Source organism: Bradyrhizobium sp. Pha-3, assembly GCF_042258615.1.
In the GTDB taxonomy this organism is placed as follows: Bacteria; Pseudomonadota; Alphaproteobacteria; order Rhizobiales; family Xanthobacteraceae; genus Bradyrhizobium.
In genome coordinates this window covers 9,063,235-9,078,770 of the sequence record NZ_CP170152.1, presented here as the reverse complement: position 1 = coordinate 9,078,770, position 15,536 = coordinate 9,063,235, and the positions used below count along the sequence as shown (strand labels likewise).

Here is a 15,536-nt window from a genome sequence, read left to right as displayed (position 1 = left end):
CTCGCCTTCGTTCTCAGTAGACCCGCGCCTTCGGCGGGATGTACTGCACATCATTGGTCATCGTGTAGTCGTGGACGGGACGATAATCGATCGCGGTCTTGCCGGCCGGATCGATCCAGGTCAGCGTGTGCTTCATCCAGTTCTTGTCGTCGCGAGCCGAGAAGTCTTCGCGTGCATGCGCGCCGCGGCTCTCGGTGCGGTTCGCCGCCGAATCCATCGTCACGATCGCCTGCACGATCAGATTGTCGAATTCCAGCGTCTCGACCAGGTCGGAATTCCACACCAGCGAACGGTCGGACACCGAGATGTCGCCGACGCCGCCATAGACCTTGTGAATCAGGTTCTGGCCCTCCTGCAGCACGTCGCCGGTGCGGAACACCGCGCAATTGTTCTGCATCACATGCTGCATGCTGTCGCGCAGCTTCGCGGTCGGCGTGCCGCCGGAGGCGTAGCGGAAGTGATCGAGCCGGCCGAGGGCGACGTCGGCCGAATCCTTCGGCAGCTCCGGCTGCTTGGCGTTCGCCGTCAGCTTGTCGGCCAGGCGCAGCGCCGCGGCGCGGCCGAACACCACGAGGTCGATCAGCGAGTTGGAGCCGAGGCGGTTGGCGCCATGCACCGAGACGCAGGCGGCCTCGCCGATCGCCATCAGGCCCGGCACCACCGAATTGTCGTCGCCGTTGCGCTTGGTCAGCACCTCGGCGTGATAGTTGGTGGCAATGCCGCCCATGTTGTAGTGCACGGTCGGCACGATCGGGATCGGCTCGCGGGTGACGTCGACATTGGCGAAAATCTTCGCCGATTCGGAGATGCCCGGCAGCCGCTCATGCAGCACCTTCGGATCGAGGTGATCGAGGTGCAGGAAGATGTGATCCTTCTTCTTGCCGACGCCGCGGCCTTCGCGGATCTCGATCGTCATCGCGCGCGAGACGACGTCGCGCGAGGCGAGGTCCTTGGCCGACGGCGCATAGCGCTCCATGAAGCGCTCGCCTTCGGAGTTGACGAGATAGCCGCCTTCGCCGCGCGCGCCCTCGGTGACGAGACAGCCCGAGCCGTAGATGCCGGTCGGATGGAACTGGACGAACTCCATGTCCTGCAGCGGCAGGCCGGCGCGCAGCACCATGCCGCCGCCGTCGCCGGTGCAGGTGTGTGCCGAGGTGCAGGATGCATAGGCGCGGCCATAGCCGCCGGTCGCCAGGATCGTGGTCTGGGCGCGGAAGCGATGCAGCGTGCCGTCGTCGAGCTTGAGCGCGATCACGCCGCGGCAGACGCCCTGGTCGTCCATGATCAGGTCGATGGCGAAGAATTCGATGAAGAACTCGGCCGCGTGGCGCAGCGACTGGCCATACATCGTGTGCAGCATGGCATGGCCGGTGCGGTCGGCGGCGGCGCAGGTGCGCTGCGCCTGGCCCTTGCCGTAATCCATGGTCATGCCGCCGAACGGGCGCTGATAGATCTTGCCGTCCTCGGTGCGCGAGAACGGCACGCCCCAATGCTCGAGCTCGTAGACCGCGTCGGGCGCGTTGCGCACCATGTATTCGATCGCATCCTGGTCACCGAGCCAGTCCGACCCCTTCACGGTGTCGTACATGTGCCAGCGCCAGTCGTCGGGGTGCATGTTGCCGAGCGAGGCCGAGATGCCGCCCTGCGCCGCAACGGTGTGCGAGCGGGTCGGGAACACCTTGGTGATGCAGGCGGTGCGCAGGCCCGCTTCCGAGCAGCCGACCACGGCGCGCAGGCCCGCGCCACCGGCGCCGACCACGACGACGTCGTAGGTGTGGTCCTGGATCGGATAGGCCTTGCCATTGGTGGCCGGGCCACTGCCGTTGGTGGCCTTGCCGTTTCCTTCACCGGCCATGGGTTATACTCCCGACGACAATTTGAGGATTGCGTAGATCGAGGCCAATGCGACCGCGACGCAGAAGAAGTTGTTCGCCATCACGCTGGCGATCTTCAGCTTCTCGTTATGGATGTAGTCTTCGATCACGACCTGCATGCCGATCTTCATGTGCCAGGTGCTGGCGACGATGAAGAGCAGCAGGATGATGGCGATCGGGATCGAGCCGAGGATCTGTGCCGCGCCGGCATGATTGCGGCCGATCAGCATGATCACCACGACGATCACGGGAACGATCAGGAGCGTCATCGCAACCGCGGTGAGGCGCTGGCGCCAGAAGTCGCTCGTACCGGTATGCGCCGAGCCGAGGCCGCGGACGCGCTCCAGCGGCGTGCGCATCGAAGAGGGGCCGCTCATCGTCCACCTCCAACCGCGTAGGCAATGATCCAGACCAGCACGGTCAGCGCGATGCCGGCGACCAGTGCGCCCCAGGTCAGCGCTTCGCGTTCATTGGCCTTGAAGCCGTAGCCGAGGTCCCAGACGAAATGCCGGATGCCGCTGCACAGATGGTGCATCAGCGCCCATGTGTAGCCGAACACGATCAGCTTGCCGATCGCGCTGCCGGTGAAGGCCTGCACGTTGGCGTAGGCGGTCGGGCCGGACGCGGCTGCAATCAGCCACCAGGCGAGCAGCAAGGTGCCGAAATAGAGTGCCACACCTGTGGCGCGGTGAACGATGGACAGCGCCATCGTCAGCGTCCACCGGTAGGTCTGCAAATGGGGTGAAAGCGGTCGTTCGATCCTGGCGGTCATCGGCGGGCTTTATGTTGTGAGGGACCGCGGCCGGCCCATCGGGGAACGCGGTAGAGGAGTTCTATTTACGGAGTCGGATCAGCCCGCGCAACGGCCAAATAGCCTTCGGTCGAACCGAAGTTCATTGTTAGAGTTGCCGAATTCTGGTTGATCCGCAGTGTGGTATACCAGATGCAAGTCCGAATGAACTAACGAGTGAATCCATGTCCATAAGATGGGTGAGCGTGTTCACGGGCGCGCGGACGGGCTCCGGAAGGCGTCGATTTCACCCCATTGTTCCACCAGATAATCGACGAATGCCCTGATCTTAGGCGATGCGAGGCGTGACGGCTGAAGCGTCAGATGCAGCGGCGTCGGGGCCGGCTCATGATCCAACAGCAGCCGCCGCAGGCGGCCGCTCGAAAGATCGGACTGCACCTGCCACGACGGCACGCGGACGATGCCCGCGCCCTCCCGCGCTGCACTGATCAGTGCCTCGAGGCTATTCATCCAGAGCCGACCGGATATGCGGAATTTGCGACCCGTCTTCGTGCCGTCGGCAAAGCGCCACTCCGCGCTCCCTGGCGAATCGGAAAACACCAGGCAGTCGTGCGACGAAAGCTCGTCCGGTGTCCGCGGCTCGCCGCGCCGCCTGAGATACTCAGGTGATGCGCACACGATCATCTGCAGATCGGTAAGCTTGCGCGCGACGAGCTGCGAATCGCGCAAGCGGCCGATGCGGACAGCCAGATGGATATCCTCCTCGACCATGTCGACGGAGCGGTCGATCAGAAGAAGGTCGACGGCGAGTGCCGGATAGCGGCGCAGAAACGCGACCAGCAACGGCGCGATCACAAGCCGCCCGATCAGGCTCGGAGCGCTGACGCGGATCCGGCCTGACGGTTGACGCGGGTCGCGCGCCAGCGCTGTCTCGATCTCCCTGACCTCGCCGAGAACGGATTTCGCGCGCTCGTAGAGAATGCGTCCGTCGTCAGTCAGCGCGAGCTGGCGGGTGGTGCGCAGCAGAAGGCGGGTGCCGAAGTGATCCTCGAGCGCGCTGATCTGGCGGCTCACCGAGGTCAGCGAACTCGGCAGCGACCGCGCCGCCGCCGACAGGCTGCCGGTCTCGACCGCGCGGACAAAGGCCGCCATCGCCGCCAGCTGGTCCAAGCTCGATCCTTCCGTATTTCGCAAGAGAGCCTGCTCAAGAGCATAGATACTCCCGAATCCCAAAAGGGGCTATTGCTCTGCGCGAACAGTCTCAAGACGGCGCCAGTGCCTACGTGCGGGCGCCAACCACTGCGCGAAGGACATGATGGCCGGCCTCGACCCGAAGGAATTGCTCGAGCTCGCACTGCTGCTGATTGCAGTCGGCGCGCTGTCCGGCTTTCTCGCCGGGCTGTTCGGCATCGGCGGCGGCGCGATCCTGGTGCCGGTGTTCTACGAATGCTTTCGCCTCGCCGACGTGCCACTCGAGGTACGGATGCCGCTCTGCATCGGCACCTCGCTCGCGATCATCATCCCGACTTCGCTGAGCTCGTTTCGCGCCCATTATCGCCGCGGCGCTGTCGACATGGAGATCCTGAAGCGCTGGTGGCTGCCGATCGTGATCGGCGTCGCCGCCGGCAGCGTCACCGCACGCTTCGCGCCGGAGCGGCTGTTCAAGATCGTGTTCGTCGTGGTGGCGTGGTCGGCGGCGGCACGGCTGCTATTGGCGCGTGAGACCTGGAAGTTTGGCGACGATGTGCCGAGGGGTTTCCTGATGCGCGTCTATGGCTTCTTCGTCGGCCTGCTGTCGACGCTGATGGGCATTGGCGGCGGCCTGTTCGCCAACCTCCTGATGACTTTTTACGGCCGGCCGATCCATCAGGCGGTCGCGACCTCGTCCGCGCTCGCGGTGCTGATCTCGATCCCCGGCGCGCTGGGTTACGTCTATGCCGGATGGCCCGCCGCCGCGCGCTTTCCGGATGTCACCGCGCTGCAACTGCCGTTCGCGCTCGGCTATGTCTCGCTGATCGGCGCGCTGCTGGTGATGCCGACCACGCTGATCACCGCGCCGCTCGGCGTCAAGGTCGCGCACGCGCTGTCGAAGCGCGCGCTGGAGGTGGCGTTCGGGGCCTATCTCTTCATCGTCGGCGGACGGTTCGTGATCAGCCTGTTGGGCGGGCATTAGCCGGGAAGGCTACGACAGCTGGCCTGCAGGCGGGACTTTCAATCGGATCATGCTATTGCCCCAGTACCGCAGGTCGCCCTGGCTCTCAAAGTGGCCTGCACTTGCCAATGCCTGAATCCGCGCAGCGATCGTTTCGCTGTTGATCGCCAGCCCGATGTCCGTGCAATTCACAAAGGCCTGACCCACGATCAGCATCATCTTCCGCCATTTTGGCTCCATGACAGAGAAGATGATCTGGTCGAGTTTGATGACCGATACGGACAGGTTTGGCGAAACTTCATCCCAAGTGAGCTTGCTGCTGATCCGTGGGCGTTTGGGGCGCGGCTCCAGCTCTGGATGCTCGGCATAAATGTCGTACAGTTTCTCGTATACGATTGCGACGGCCTTGGTCAGATGCCCCAGCAAGGCGTCGCACTCGGTCTTGTCGATTCCCTTCGTGGCCATGACCGTACGCTCGAGTGCTCGGCCCACGTTCTGGAGATGCTTCTTTAGTTCGACCGCCCGCTCTCGATCCATCCAAAGGCCCCGTGACAACAGCTTGCAAATATCGGACGCGCATCTACGCAACCCGTTGGCTCCATCCAGACGACAAACTAATCCTTTAATCGGACTTCACTGACGCCCCATTTGCGAAGGTCGCCAACACCTTCAATCCGATCGGTATTTGAGAGTAGCCGCAATCGCGCCGCGATCACCTCGTGACTGATGGGCAAGCCAAGCTGCTCGCAACACTTTCCGGCGTTGGTGAGAAGTACCGTCACCTTCTGCCACTGCGACCTCAAGAGCGAGAGGATGATTTCGTCGAGCTGGGCCTCGCTTACCGATAACGGGAGATTCACATCGTTCCACGTCAGCTCGCTGCAGATCTCGGGCGGCGCACGATCATTTTCCGGTGGCATCAGATCGGGATATTGCTCCCAGATCTGCAACAGCACCTTGTCCTGTAAGTCGGAGACGACTTCGAGAAGCAGGGCGTCAAATTTGACCCGCTCGGCCTTGGCAAGACCCGCGACGGCCATTCCCGCCTTGTGGATCGCCTCCCAGGCATCGAGCAAGTGATCGTTGATTCGGTCAGCCTGCTCTCGATTCATGGTCCCTCGCGAAACTTCGCGTTTCCTCAACCCTTCGCGTAGATATCCTTATACGTATCCCGCAGAATGTTCTTCTGCACCTTGCCCATCGCGTTGCGCGGCAATTCGTCGACGACGAAGACGCGCTTGGGCATCTTGAATTTGGCGAGCCGCCCGTCGAGCGCCTTCAGCACCGAGGCCTCGCTGATATCGGCGCCCTTGCTGCAGACCAGGACGGCGGTGACGCCTTCGCCGAAATCGGCATGCGGCACGCCGATCACGGCCGACTCGATCACGCCGGGCATGGCGTCGATCTCGCTCTCGATCTCCTTCGGATAGACGTTGAAGCCGCCGGAGATCACGAGATCCTTGCCGCGGCCGAGGATGTGGACGTAGCCCTTGCCGTCGATCTTGCCGAGATCGCCGGTGATGAAGAAGCCGTCGTCGCGGAATTCGGACTTGGTCTTCTCCGGCATCCGCCAGTAGCCCTGGAATACGTTCGGGCCCTTGACCTCGATCATGCCGATGGTCTCCCGCGCGAGCTCCTTGCCGGTCTCCGGATCGGTGACCCGCACCGAGACGCCGGGCAGCGCGAAGCCGACCGCGCCGGGCACGCGGTCGCCGTCATAGGGGTTGCTCGTGTTCATGTTGGTCTCGGTCATGCCGTAGCGCTCGAGCACGGCGTGGCCGGTGCGCGCCGACCATTCGCGGTGGGTGTCCGCGAGCAGCGGCGCGGAGCCCGAGATGAACAGCCGCATGTGCTTGGTGGCGTCCTTGTTCAGGCCGGGGTTCTGCAACAGGCGGGTGTAGAAGGTCGGCACGCCCATCATCACGGTGGCGCGGGCCATCAGTTTCAGGATCGCGTCCGGATCGAACTTCGGCAGGAAGATCATCGAGGCGCGTGCAAACAGCGTCACGTTGCTCGCCACGAACAGGCCGTGGGTGTGGTAGATCGGCAGCGCGTGGATCAGCACGTCCTTGTCGGTGAAACGCCAGTAGTCGACCAGCGAGTACGAGTTCGACGCCAGATTGTCGTGCGAGAGCATCGCGCCCTTGGAGCGGCCGGTGGTGCCCGACGTGTAGAGGATCGCGGCGAGGTCGTCATTGCCGCGCGGCACCGTGGTGAACTCCTTCGGCGCCTTGTCGGCGGCCTCGGTCAGCGAGCCCTTGCCGCTGGCATCGAGCGTCTCGACTTTGGCGCCCACCTTGGCGGCGATCGCCTTGATGCCGTCCAGCTTGGCGGGATCGCAGACCACCAGCGACGGCTCGGCGTCGGTGATGAAGTATTCGAGCTCGTTCAGCGTATAGGCGGTGTTGAGCGGCAGATAGACGCCGCCGGCGCGCACGGTGGCGAGATAGAGCACCAGGGCCGAGACCGATTTCTCGGTCTGCGCGGCGACGCGGTCGCCCGGCTTGACGCCGCGTTCCACCAGCACGTTCGCCATCTGGCCCGCGCGCGCGATCAGGTCGCCATAGGAGATGCGGCTGCCGTCGAGTTGCTCGATCGCCAGCCGATTGGGGTCGTCGAGGCCGTCGAACAGGCGGGAAAACAGGTTGGCGTTGGTCGTCGTGTTCATGCAACATCCCCTGAGGGGCGAAAGCGCCGGTAAAGGTCCGGCTGGATTAGCAAAAACGCCCTTCGGAAAGCAACGGAGACAGTTTGCATGACAAATCATGGGAAACGCGTGGCCTGGGTCACCGGCGGCGGCACCGGAATCGGCGAATCCGGGGCGGAATTCCTGGCTGCGGACGGCTGGACGGTGGTGGTCTCCGGCCGCCGCAAGCAAGAGCTCGACCGCGTGGTGGCCAACATCACGAAGAAGGGCGGCAAGGCCGAGGCGATCCCGCTCGATGTCAGCAACAAGGCCGACGTCAACAAGGCCGCCGGGGCGATCGTCGGCAAACACGGCCGCATCGACCTCCTGGTCAACAGCGCCGGCATCAATGTGCCGAAGCGCAGCTGGGCCGACATGGAACTGGAAGGCTGGGACAAGCTGGTCGAGGTCAACCTCAACGGCGTGCTCTATTGCATGCGCGCGGTGCTGCCGACGATGCGCAAGCAGCAGGACGGCTGCATCATCAACGTCGCCTCCTGGGCCGGCCGCCACGTCTCGAAGATGCCGGGCCCGGCCTACACCACGACCAAGCACGCGGTGCTGGCGCTGACCCATTCCTTCAACATGGACGAATGCGTCAACGGCCTGCGCGCCTGCTGCCTGTCGCCGGGCGAGGTCGCGACCCCGATCCTGAAGCAGCGGCCGGTGGTGCCGAGCGAAGCCGAGCAGGCCAGGATGCTGCAGCCGGAAGATTGCGGCCGCACCATCGCTTTCGTGGCCAGCATGCCGGCGCGGGTCTGCATGAACGAGATCCTGATCAGCCCGACGCATAACCGGGGATTTATTCAGACGCCGTCGAACCGGGATTAGGTCGGGCTGCCCTCAAATCCGTAGCCCGGATGAAGCGTAGCGCAATCCGGGACGGTCTTTCCGCGAGGAGTGTTCCCGGATTTCGCTGCGCTGCATCCGGGCTACGGTCTACCGGCGCCTCACTCGCTGATCTCGTTCAGCTCCTTGCCGGAATGCTCCGGCACGAACAGGTACACGCCGACCGCCATCGCGATCATCAGCACGGGGATGCAGAGGAACGCCAGTGCGAACGAACCGGTGTGCTGCTGGAGCGCGATGGAGACGAACGGGAACAGCACGAAACCGACGAAATAGCCCCAGCCGAGCGCGTTGGCGGTGGCGATGTGCCAATGGGTTTTCGTGATCTCGGTGGTGTCTGCGACCGCGCGATAGTTGGCGTATTGCAGGTGCTTCTGCTCGAGCGGGCCGATGTCGCTGCCGGCATCGTTCACGATAGGCGTGGCGCGGCCGTCAGCCGTGATGCTGCTCATGATTGCTTCTCGCCACTACCGCCCGTTGTGAAGCTGCGCCGCAATCTCAGGCTGAACCGATCAGGCAAGGGCGGCAAGCAAATTGCTCGCGGCAGCGCACCCGTCCATTCCGTTGAATGGAATGCGCGACGGCTGCGTGAAGCGCCACATGTACGAAGCGCGCGCCAGACGGTTTCAGGAATCACAAAGAGTTATTTCCGGAAACCGCCCGGAAAACCTCCCGTAGCTCAGGCCAACGACGACGCACACCAATCAACACGCGCCGTTGTTGCCCCTTCATCGCCGGCGAAGACCGAGCCGGCCGGATTACCCATCGGGAGACGAACCATGTCGAAGCGTATTGCCTATCTTGCCGCCGCCGCCTTCAGCGCGCTCGCGATCACTGCCACCGTCGTGGCGCCGGTCCGCGCCGAGGAAAAGACCGTGATGGTCGGTGGCGCCGCGATGTTCCCGTCCAAGAACATCATTCAGAACGCCGTCAATTCGAAGGACCACACCACCCTTGTCGCCGCGGTGAAGGCCGCCGGCCTGGTCTACACGCTGGAAGGCAAGGGTCCGTTCACGGTGTTCGCGCCGACCAACGCCGCGTTCGGCAAGCTGCCGGCCGGAACCGTCGACAATCTCGTCAAGCCCGAGAACAAGGCGACGCTGACCAAGATCCTCACCTACCATGTGGTGCCCGGCAAGCTCGAGGCCTCCGACCTCACCGACGGCAAGAAGCTGAAGACCGCCGAGGGCGAGGAACTGACCGTCAAGAAGCAGGACGGCAAGGTCTGGATCGTCGATGCCAAGGGCGGCACGTCGATGGTGACGATCTCCAACGTCAACCAGTCGAACGGCGTCATCCATGTGGTCGACACCGTGCTGATGCCGGCGACCTGACACCCGGCGGCCCGATTTAGTCCCTGAACGCCTTACGAAACAGCGAGCCGGAGCCTCGCCCCGGCTCGCATTTTTGTGACCAGATGAGGTGGCGTATATCGAACTGATGATGCGCTACCCCGTAACGGAACGCCGGTTCCCGGCGTATAAGCCGGTAACGACCACGAGCAGAGACATTCCATGACGAGCCTTGCCGTCAGCGACCACCAGGCAGAGACCGCGGCGCCCGCGAAGGTGATCCAGCCGGTCTGGGTGCGCATGGTGCACTGGATCAACGCATTCGCGATGATCCTGATGATCATGTCCGGCTGGCAGATCTATAACGCATCGCCGCTGTTCGGCTTCACCTTCTCGCGGAGCATCACGCTCGGCGGCTGGCTCGGCGGCGCGCTGCTCTGGCACTTCGCCGCGATGTGGCTCTTGATGGTCAACGGCCTGATCTATCTGGCGCTCGGCTTCGCCACCGGCCGGTTCCGCAAGAAGCTGCTGCCGATCACCCCTGGCGGCGTGATAGCCGATACCAAGGCGGCGCTGACCTTCAAGCTGTCGCATGACGATCTCAGCAAGTACAATTCGGTGCAGAAGCTGCTCTATGCCGGCATCATCACCGTCGGCGTCGTCATCGTGCTGTCCGGCCTGTCGATGTGGAAGCCGGTGCAGTTGCACTGGCTGGTCTCGCTGTTCGGCGGCTACGACTTCGCGCGCTACGTTCATTTCACCTGCATGGCGCTGATCGTCGCCTTCCTGGTGATCCATGTCGCGCTCGCGCTGCTGGTGCCGAAGAGCCTGCGCGCCATGATCATCGGGCGTTAGGGCATGATCCCGAAAAGTGGAAACCGGTTTTCGGAGTTGATCATGCCCAAAAATGAGATTGAGAGGATGTGATGGGTCGTCTCAGAAAACTCCTGATCCCCGGTGTCGACAAGAAGCTGCTGGTGCGCGATGCAGTGAAGACGATGCCCGAGCTGACGCGGCGCCGCTTCATCACGGCCGGCACCAGCCTCGGTGCGCTGACGCTGCTGACCGGCTGCGACGTGGTCGATTCGTCGTCGGCAGAGGAATTGCTGAAGAAGGTCTCGAAGTTCAACGACGCGGTGCAGGCCTGGATGTTCAATCCGGATGCGCTGGCGCCGACCTTCCCCGAGAGCATGATCACCAAGCCGTTCCCGTTCAATGCCTATTACGATCTCGACGATGCGCCGGAGATCGCGGGCGCGGACTGGAAGCTCGAGGTGCGCGGGCTGGTCGAGAACAAGAAGTCGTGGACGCTCGACGAATTGTACAAGCTGCCGCAGGAGAAGCAGGTGACGCGCCACATCTGCGTCGAAGGCTGGAGCGCGATCGGCAGCTGGACCGGCACGCCCTTGCGCGATTTCCTCAAGCTGGTCGGCGCCGACACGCGCGCCAAATATGTCTGGTTCCAGTGCGCCGACAAGGACGGCTACAATTCGCCGCTCGACATGCGCACGGCGTTGCACCCGCAGACCCAGATGACGTTCAAATTCGCCGACCAGATCCTGCCGCGCGCCTACGGATTCCCGATGAAGATAAGGGTGCCGACCAAGCTCGGCTTCAAGAACCCGAAATACGTGCTCTCGATGGAAGTCACCAACGACTACAAGGGCGGTTATTGGGAAGACCAGGGCTACAACTCGTTCAGCGGGAGCTGACTCATTGTCGTCCCGGCCTTCGCCGGGACGACAGAGGGCTACGGCCCGACCTTCCGCTGAAACGCCGCCAGCACCGCCCCCAGCGCCAGCATCGCGGCCGAGACGTTCAGCGCAAATGACAAGCTGCCGACGGCGTCGGTGATTGCGCCGACCACGATCGGCCCGAGCGTCTGGCCGATGCCGAAGGCGATGGTCATCGCCGCAATCGCGGTCGGCCAGGCTTCCGGCGGGTAGTTGAGACGCACGAAGGCGGTGGTCGAGCCGACCACGGCGAAGAACGCGACGCCGAATACCAAGGCGGAGATCGCGAGCAGCAGCGGTGAATGCCCGAAGATCGGCAGGGCCGCGCCGAGTGCGTTGACGCCGAGGATGATGGTGGTGGCGAGCCCGCCGCGGTCGAGCGCCAAAACCCGCCGCCAGACCCAGGGCGTGACGAACGCGCTGACGCCGATCAGGCTCCAGAACGCACTCTGTGCAACCGCGCCGCCGCCGCCGTCGCGCACATAGGCGATCATGAAGGTCATGTAGGCGATGTAGCCGGCGCCGAACAGGAAATAGGCGGTGAGGTAGATCAGGACCGGCATGATTGCGAATTTGGTCCGCACGATGCCGCCCGCGGCAGTATTGGCGTGGAACGGCGCAAGCAGCAGCGGCACGGTCATGATCGCGGAGAGCAGGGTCATTGCCCACCACACGATCCACCATGAGCCGGCGCCGAAGCCCTGCAGCACGAAGGGCGCGATCAGGCCGGATGCCAGGATGCCGACGCCCGGCCCGGCATAGAACAGGCTGAGCAGGAAGTTCGCGCGCTCCGGCCGTGATTGCGCGATGGTTGCTGCGAGCGCGCCGCCGCCGACGAAGCCGATCGCGGCGGCGAAGCCGACCAGCAGGCGGGCGAAGCTCAGCACGGCGAAATTGCCCGAGAGGGCGCACAGCGCCAGCGACAGCCCGCAGGCCACCGTCGACCAGCGCACCGATGCGGCGAGCCCGAAGCGCTGGATCAGGCGCGAGGCGAACAGCGCCCCGACCAGATAGCCGGCGGCATTGATCGTGTTCATGAAGCCGGCGGCCGAATAGGACCAGGCCAGCTGCTCGCGCATGTCAGGCAGCACCAGCGAATAGGCGAAACGGCCAATGCCGAGACCGACCGTCGGTGCGAGAGACAAAATAAGGATCAGCCGCGCGGGATGCGGGTAGGACGGGGAGGGGGCTCTCACAATTCACTCCGGCAATGCGCCCATTGTGGCAGGCTGTGCCCGTCCTGCCCAGCGCCGCACGTCGCAACACTGTCTTGCGGATCGGGCAATCAGGCGATCAGGACCAGCGCGACGCCGGCAACGGTCAGCAGGGTTCCGGCGACGATTCGCGCGGTGATCTCGACATGCTTGAGCATCACCGAGCTCAGCGCCACGGTGACCAGCGGGTAGATCGCAGCGAGTGGTGCCACCAATGTGATCGGGCCGTTGCGGACCGCGGCGAACAGGCTGAGCGCGCTGAGCCCGTTGCTGATCCCGGTCAGCGCGAACCAGAACCGGCCGTCGCGCGGCGCCTGCACCGTGAAGCTGCCCTTGCGGATACGCTGCACCGTCAGCACCACCAGCGAGGACATGATGTAGCCGACCAGGCAGGCCCATAGCGGGCTCGGCCAGATCGCCAGCCCGAGCTTGGCAATCGGCGGCACGATGCCGCGCACCAGCGCGCTCGTGAGCGGCAGCAGCAGGGCCCAGCTGCGCCAATGACCGAGGTCGCGGGGCCGCGTCACGGTGATGATCGCGGCGCCCGCGACCGCGACGACGAGACCGACGAGCTGCTGCGGCTGTAGCGGCTCGTGCAGCAGCACCACGGCGGTGGTGACCGCAAACAGCGGCGCGAGATTGCCCAGGGTCGAGGTGATGACCGGCCCAAGCGCCCGGTTCGAGGCAAAGGTCAGGAGCGTCAGCGAGGCCGGGAAGAACAGGCCGATCGCCATGAAGATCGGCAGCGCGCGCCAGACCACCGGCTCGCCATGCAGGATCAGCGGCGAGAGCAGGAGAAACAACAGAGTGAAGGAGGGCACGCTGATCGCAGCGCCCGACAGCGGCTCGACGGTGCGCAGGCCAAGCTGCGCCAGCACGACCCCTGCGCCGAGGAAAATGGCCGAGGCGAAGGCGTAGATAATGGCTGCGGTCATGAGGTCCGTCTTGTTGGCTTCTTTTGGGGCGCGGTTGGCTCTTTCCGGGTCATTTTGGCCCTGTCCGGGGTGCCTTGCCAATCGGTGCGGGGCGTTTTAGCACTCCGGCCGGATTTTCCTCCGCTCGTCATGCCGGGGCTCGACCCGGGCATCCATCCACCCTTCTTCGAAGCGGGATGGATTGCCGGGTAATCCGTGCGAGGACGCGCTTCGCGCTCTTGCCCGGCAATGACGACAAACAGCTATCTAGAGGTAACGACCATGGCGACCCACAAACTGCTGCTTCTCCCCGGCGACGGCATCGGCCCTGAAGTGATGGCCGAGGTGCAGCGCCTGATCGACTGGCTGAATGCGCAGGGCATCGCGAAGTTCGAGACCGAGCAGGGGCTGGTCGGCGGCTCGGCCTATGACGCGCACAAGGTGTCGATCTCCGAAGGCGACATGGCCAAGGCCACCGCGGCCGACGCGGTGATCTTCGGTGCGGTTGGTGGTCCCAAATGGGACTCGGTTCCCTACGAAGTGCGTCCGGAGGCCGGCCTGCTGCGGCTGCGCAAGGATCTCGAGCTGTTCGCCAACCTGCGTCCGGCGGTGTGCTATCCGGCGCTGGCGGATGCCTCGAGCCTCAAGCGCGAAGTGGTCGAGGGCCTCGACATCATGATCGTGCGCGAGCTCACCGGCGGCGTCTATTTCGGCGAGCCGAAGACCATCACTGACATCGGCAACGGCCAGAAGCGCGCGGTCGACACCCAGGTCTACGATACCTTCGAGATCGAGCGCATCGGCCGGGTCGCCTTCGAGCTGGCGCGCAAGCGCAAGAACAAGGTGACGTCGATGGAAAAGCGCAACGTCATGAAGTCGGGCGTGCTCTGGAACGAGGTCATGACCCAGGTCCACGCGCGCGAGTACAAGGACGTCACGCTGGAGCATCAACTCGCCGATTCCGGCGGCATGAACCTCGTCAAGACGCCGAAGCAGTTCGACGTCATCGTCACCGACAATCTGTTCGGCGACATGCTGTCCGACATCGCGGCGATGCTTACCGGCTCGCTTGGCCTGCTGCCGTCGGCTTCGCTCGGCAAGGAGGACGCCAAGACCAAGGAGCGCAAGGCATTGTACGAGCCGGTGCACGGCTCGGCGCCCGACATCGCCGGCAAGGGCCTCGCCAATCCGATCGCGATGATCGCCTCGTTCGGCATGGCGCTGCGCTATTCCTTCGGCATGGGCGATCTCGCCGACAAGGTCGATGCCGCGATCGCGGCCGTGCTCGCCAGCGGATTGCGCACCGCCGACATCAAGTCGGCTGGCACCACGTCCGTCAGCACGGCGCAGATGGGCGAAGCGATCCTGAAGGAATTGCAGAAGCTGCACGCGTGACGGCGTAGCCGTCATTCCGGGGCGATGCGAAAGCATCGAACTATGGTGCGCGCTTGCGCACCTAGAATCTCGAGATTCCCCGATGCGCAATTGCGCATCTGTGGTCTGGTCCTTCGGACCATCCCGGAATGACAGCTCAACAAAAAATGCCCGGCGCGAGCCGGGCATTTTCGTATCGGCTATCAGCCGAAATTCTCAGTACAGCGGGAAATTCCGCGGATAGCCGCCGAGGTCGGCCGGCGGGCTGAGCGGCTGGCGGTCGATCGGGCGGTTGTTGTTCTCGCGTGCGAACGACGGGTAGCCGATTTCCGGCGGATAGGCGTAGTCGTTGAACTTGCGGTCGCCGGGCAGCACTTCGGTGCCGGCATCGAGCCACGAGCGCGTGGTGACGTAAACGCGGGTGCGCGGACCCTGCTGATAGACCCGGTTCGGACCCTGCGCGCCGTAGTAGCGGCGGCCGTCGCGGTCATACTGCTCTTGCTGCTTGCGCTTGCTGGGGCTCTGCTGCGCGCTGGCTGCGGTCATGCCGAACGCGGTTGCGGTGACGGCAGCCGCGGCAAGCAACACCACGAGCTTGTTCGCGGCAGGGAATTTCAAGGTCATCGCATCCTCGTCATTACGGCCCCCATCGGGGGCTGGCGTATCAGCCAAAATCACTCGGAACACATTGTAGCCA

17 protein-coding genes are annotated in these 15,536 nt (G+C 64.1%); 6 read left to right on the top strand and 11 right to left on the bottom strand.

What is annotated here, in order from left to right; translation table 11 throughout:
• Positions 1 to 13 precede the first annotated feature (13 nt).
• The 4 genes from sdhA to ACE10Z_RS42360 all read right to left on the bottom strand — a co-directional run bounded on the left by sdhA (position 14) and on the right by ACE10Z_RS42360 (position 3,777).
• On the bottom strand, positions 14 to 1,855 hold the full coding sequence (gene sdhA / locus ACE10Z_RS42375) for a succinate dehydrogenase flavoprotein subunit (RefSeq protein ID WP_375785978.1): 1,842 nt from the start codon (positions 1,853 to 1,855) through the stop codon (positions 14 to 16).
• Positions 1,856 to 1,858: 3 nt separating this feature from the next.
• The gene (gene sdhD / locus ACE10Z_RS42370; RefSeq protein ID WP_094194339.1) at positions 1,859 to 2,233 is read right to left on the bottom strand and encodes a succinate dehydrogenase, hydrophobic membrane anchor protein; all 375 of its coding nucleotides are present in this window, start codon (positions 2,231 to 2,233) and stop codon (positions 1,859 to 1,861) included.
• A gap of 14 nt (positions 2,234 to 2,247) precedes the next feature.
• Positions 2,248 to 2,646 carry a succinate dehydrogenase, cytochrome b556 subunit gene (gene sdhC / locus ACE10Z_RS42365; protein ID WP_050402512.1) on the bottom strand — a complete coding sequence of 133 codons (399 nt, stop codon included), beginning with the start codon at positions 2,644 to 2,646 and terminating at the stop codon, positions 2,248 to 2,250.
• 228 nt (positions 2,647 to 2,874) lie between these two features.
• Positions 2,875 to 3,777, bottom strand: coding sequence for a LysR family transcriptional regulator (locus ACE10Z_RS42360; protein ID WP_375790060.1), 903 nt, complete (start codon positions 3,775 to 3,777; stop codon positions 2,875 to 2,877).
• Positions 3,778 to 3,937: 160 nt separating this feature from the next.
• Here ACE10Z_RS42360 and ACE10Z_RS42355 point away from each other — a divergent pair, with 160 nt between their 5' ends.
• Positions 3,938 to 4,798: a sulfite exporter TauE/SafE family protein gene (locus tag ACE10Z_RS42355; protein ID WP_375785977.1), complete on the top strand. Its 861-nt coding sequence runs from the start codon at positions 3,938 to 3,940 to the stop codon at positions 4,796 to 4,798.
• Between the two features lie 9 nt (positions 4,799 to 4,807).
• Here the strand turns inward: ACE10Z_RS42355 and ACE10Z_RS42350 are convergent, their stop codons facing one another.
• The 3 genes from ACE10Z_RS42350 to ACE10Z_RS42340 all read right to left on the bottom strand — a co-directional run bounded on the left by ACE10Z_RS42350 (position 4,808) and on the right by ACE10Z_RS42340 (position 7,445).
• Positions 4,808 to 5,242, bottom strand: coding sequence for a DUF3658 domain-containing protein (locus ACE10Z_RS42350; protein WP_375785976.1), 435 nt, complete (start codon positions 5,240 to 5,242; stop codon positions 4,808 to 4,810).
• A 149-nt stretch (positions 5,243 to 5,391) separates the two neighbouring features.
• The gene (locus ACE10Z_RS42345; protein WP_375785975.1) at positions 5,392 to 5,889 is read right to left on the bottom strand and encodes a hypothetical protein; all 498 of its coding nucleotides are present in this window, start codon (positions 5,887 to 5,889) and stop codon (positions 5,392 to 5,394) included.
• A 26-nt stretch (positions 5,890 to 5,915) separates the two neighbouring features.
• Positions 5,916 to 7,445 carry a malonyl-CoA synthase gene (locus ACE10Z_RS42340; RefSeq protein WP_375785974.1) on the bottom strand — a complete coding sequence of 510 codons (1,530 nt, stop codon included), beginning with the start codon at positions 7,443 to 7,445 and terminating at the stop codon, positions 5,916 to 5,918.
• A gap of 87 nt (positions 7,446 to 7,532) precedes the next feature.
• Here ACE10Z_RS42340 and ACE10Z_RS42335 point away from each other — a divergent pair, with 87 nt between their 5' ends.
• Positions 7,533 to 8,294, top strand: a complete 762-nt coding sequence (locus tag ACE10Z_RS42335) for an SDR family oxidoreductase (RefSeq protein WP_375785973.1) — start codon at positions 7,533 to 7,535, stop codon at positions 8,292 to 8,294.
• 119 nt (positions 8,295 to 8,413) lie between these two features.
• Here ACE10Z_RS42335 and ACE10Z_RS42330 read toward each other — a convergent pair whose 3' ends face one another.
• Positions 8,414 to 8,764, bottom strand: a complete 351-nt coding sequence (locus ACE10Z_RS42330; protein WP_375785972.1) for a hypothetical protein — start codon at positions 8,762 to 8,764, stop codon at positions 8,414 to 8,416.
• Between the two features lie 327 nt (positions 8,765 to 9,091).
• On the opposite strand from ACE10Z_RS42330, the gene ACE10Z_RS42325 reads away from it, so the two are divergent.
• The 3 genes from ACE10Z_RS42325 (at position 9,092) to ACE10Z_RS42315 (ending at position 11,316) form a co-directional block, all read left to right on the top strand.
• Positions 9,092 to 9,646 carry a fasciclin domain-containing protein gene (locus ACE10Z_RS42325; RefSeq protein WP_375785971.1) on the top strand — a complete coding sequence of 185 codons (555 nt, stop codon included), beginning with the start codon at positions 9,092 to 9,094 and terminating at the stop codon, positions 9,644 to 9,646.
• A gap of 180 nt (positions 9,647 to 9,826) precedes the next feature.
• Positions 9,827 to 10,459, top strand: coding sequence for a cytochrome b/b6 domain-containing protein (locus ACE10Z_RS42320; RefSeq protein WP_375785970.1), 633 nt, complete (start codon positions 9,827 to 9,829; stop codon positions 10,457 to 10,459).
• 71 nt (positions 10,460 to 10,530) lie between these two features.
• The gene (locus tag ACE10Z_RS42315) at positions 10,531 to 11,316 is read left to right on the top strand and encodes a molybdopterin-binding protein (RefSeq protein WP_097676953.1); all 786 of its coding nucleotides are present in this window, start codon (positions 10,531 to 10,533) and stop codon (positions 11,314 to 11,316) included.
• A gap of 38 nt (positions 11,317 to 11,354) precedes the next feature.
• Here the strand turns inward: ACE10Z_RS42315 and ACE10Z_RS42310 are convergent, their stop codons facing one another.
• Positions 11,355 to 12,533, bottom strand: a complete 1,179-nt coding sequence (locus tag ACE10Z_RS42310) for a YbfB/YjiJ family MFS transporter (protein WP_375785969.1) — start codon at positions 12,531 to 12,533, stop codon at positions 11,355 to 11,357.
• Positions 12,534 to 12,622: 89 nt separating this feature from the next.
• Positions 12,623 to 13,486 carry an EamA family transporter gene (locus ACE10Z_RS42305; RefSeq protein WP_375785968.1) on the bottom strand — a complete coding sequence of 288 codons (864 nt, stop codon included), beginning with the start codon at positions 13,484 to 13,486 and terminating at the stop codon, positions 12,623 to 12,625.
• 261 nt (positions 13,487 to 13,747) lie between these two features.
• On the opposite strand from ACE10Z_RS42305, the gene leuB reads away from it, so the two are divergent.
• Positions 13,748 to 14,860, top strand: coding sequence for a 3-isopropylmalate dehydrogenase (gene leuB, locus ACE10Z_RS42300; RefSeq protein WP_298374242.1), 1,113 nt, complete (start codon positions 13,748 to 13,750; stop codon positions 14,858 to 14,860).
• A 195-nt stretch (positions 14,861 to 15,055) separates the two neighbouring features.
• Here the strand turns inward: leuB and ACE10Z_RS42295 are convergent, their stop codons facing one another.
• Positions 15,056 to 15,463, bottom strand: coding sequence for a hypothetical protein (locus ACE10Z_RS42295; RefSeq protein WP_375785967.1), 408 nt, complete (start codon positions 15,461 to 15,463; stop codon positions 15,056 to 15,058).
• Positions 15,464 to 15,536 lie beyond the last annotated feature (73 nt).

What these genes read in the sequence shown, in the direction of transcription:
- sdhC (WP_050402512.1), bottom strand. Translation starts at nt 2,646, where the DNA reads ATGACCGCCAGGATCGAACGACCGCTTTCACCCCATTTGCAGACCTAC.
- ACE10Z_RS42330 (WP_375785972.1), bottom strand. Translation starts at nt 8,764, where the DNA reads ATGAGCAGCATCACGGCTGACGGCCGCGCCACGCCTATCGTGAACGAT.
- sdhD (WP_094194339.1), bottom strand. Translation starts at nt 2,233, where the DNA reads ATGCGCACGCCGCTGGAGCGCGTCCGCGGCCTCGGCTCGGCGCATACC.
- ACE10Z_RS42340 (WP_375785974.1), bottom strand. Translation starts at nt 7,445, where the DNA reads ATGAACACGACGACCAACGCCAACCTGTTTTCCCGCCTGTTCGACGGC.
- leuB (WP_298374242.1), top strand. Translation starts at nt 13,748, where the DNA reads ATGGCGACCCACAAACTGCTGCTTCTCCCCGGCGACGGCATCGGCCCT.
- ACE10Z_RS42305 (WP_375785968.1), bottom strand. Translation starts at nt 13,486, where the DNA reads ATGACCGCAGCCATTATCTACGCCTTCGCCTCGGCCATTTTCCTCGGC.
- ACE10Z_RS42320 (WP_375785970.1), top strand. Translation starts at nt 9,827, where the DNA reads ATGACGAGCCTTGCCGTCAGCGACCACCAGGCAGAGACCGCGGCGCCC.
- ACE10Z_RS42360 (WP_375790060.1), bottom strand. Translation starts at nt 3,777, where the DNA reads ATGGCGGCCTTTGTCCGCGCGGTCGAGACCGGCAGCCTGTCGGCGGCG.
- ACE10Z_RS42345 (WP_375785975.1), bottom strand. Translation starts at nt 5,889, where the DNA reads ATGAATCGAGAGCAGGCTGACCGAATCAACGATCACTTGCTCGATGCC.
- ACE10Z_RS42355 (WP_375785977.1), top strand. Translation starts at nt 3,938, where the DNA reads ATGATGGCCGGCCTCGACCCGAAGGAATTGCTCGAGCTCGCACTGCTG.
- ACE10Z_RS42295 (WP_375785967.1), bottom strand. Translation starts at nt 15,463, where the DNA reads ATGACCTTGAAATTCCCTGCCGCGAACAAGCTCGTGGTGTTGCTTGCC.
- ACE10Z_RS42325 (WP_375785971.1), top strand. Translation starts at nt 9,092, where the DNA reads ATGTCGAAGCGTATTGCCTATCTTGCCGCCGCCGCCTTCAGCGCGCTC.
- ACE10Z_RS42350 (WP_375785976.1), bottom strand. Translation starts at nt 5,242, where the DNA reads ATGGCCACGAAGGGAATCGACAAGACCGAGTGCGACGCCTTGCTGGGG.
- sdhA (WP_375785978.1), bottom strand. Translation starts at nt 1,855, where the DNA reads ATGGCCGGTGAAGGAAACGGCAAGGCCACCAACGGCAGTGGCCCGGCC.
- ACE10Z_RS42335 (WP_375785973.1), top strand. Translation starts at nt 7,533, where the DNA reads ATGACAAATCATGGGAAACGCGTGGCCTGGGTCACCGGCGGCGGCACC.
- ACE10Z_RS42315 (WP_097676953.1), top strand. Translation starts at nt 10,531, where the DNA reads ATGGGTCGTCTCAGAAAACTCCTGATCCCCGGTGTCGACAAGAAGCTG.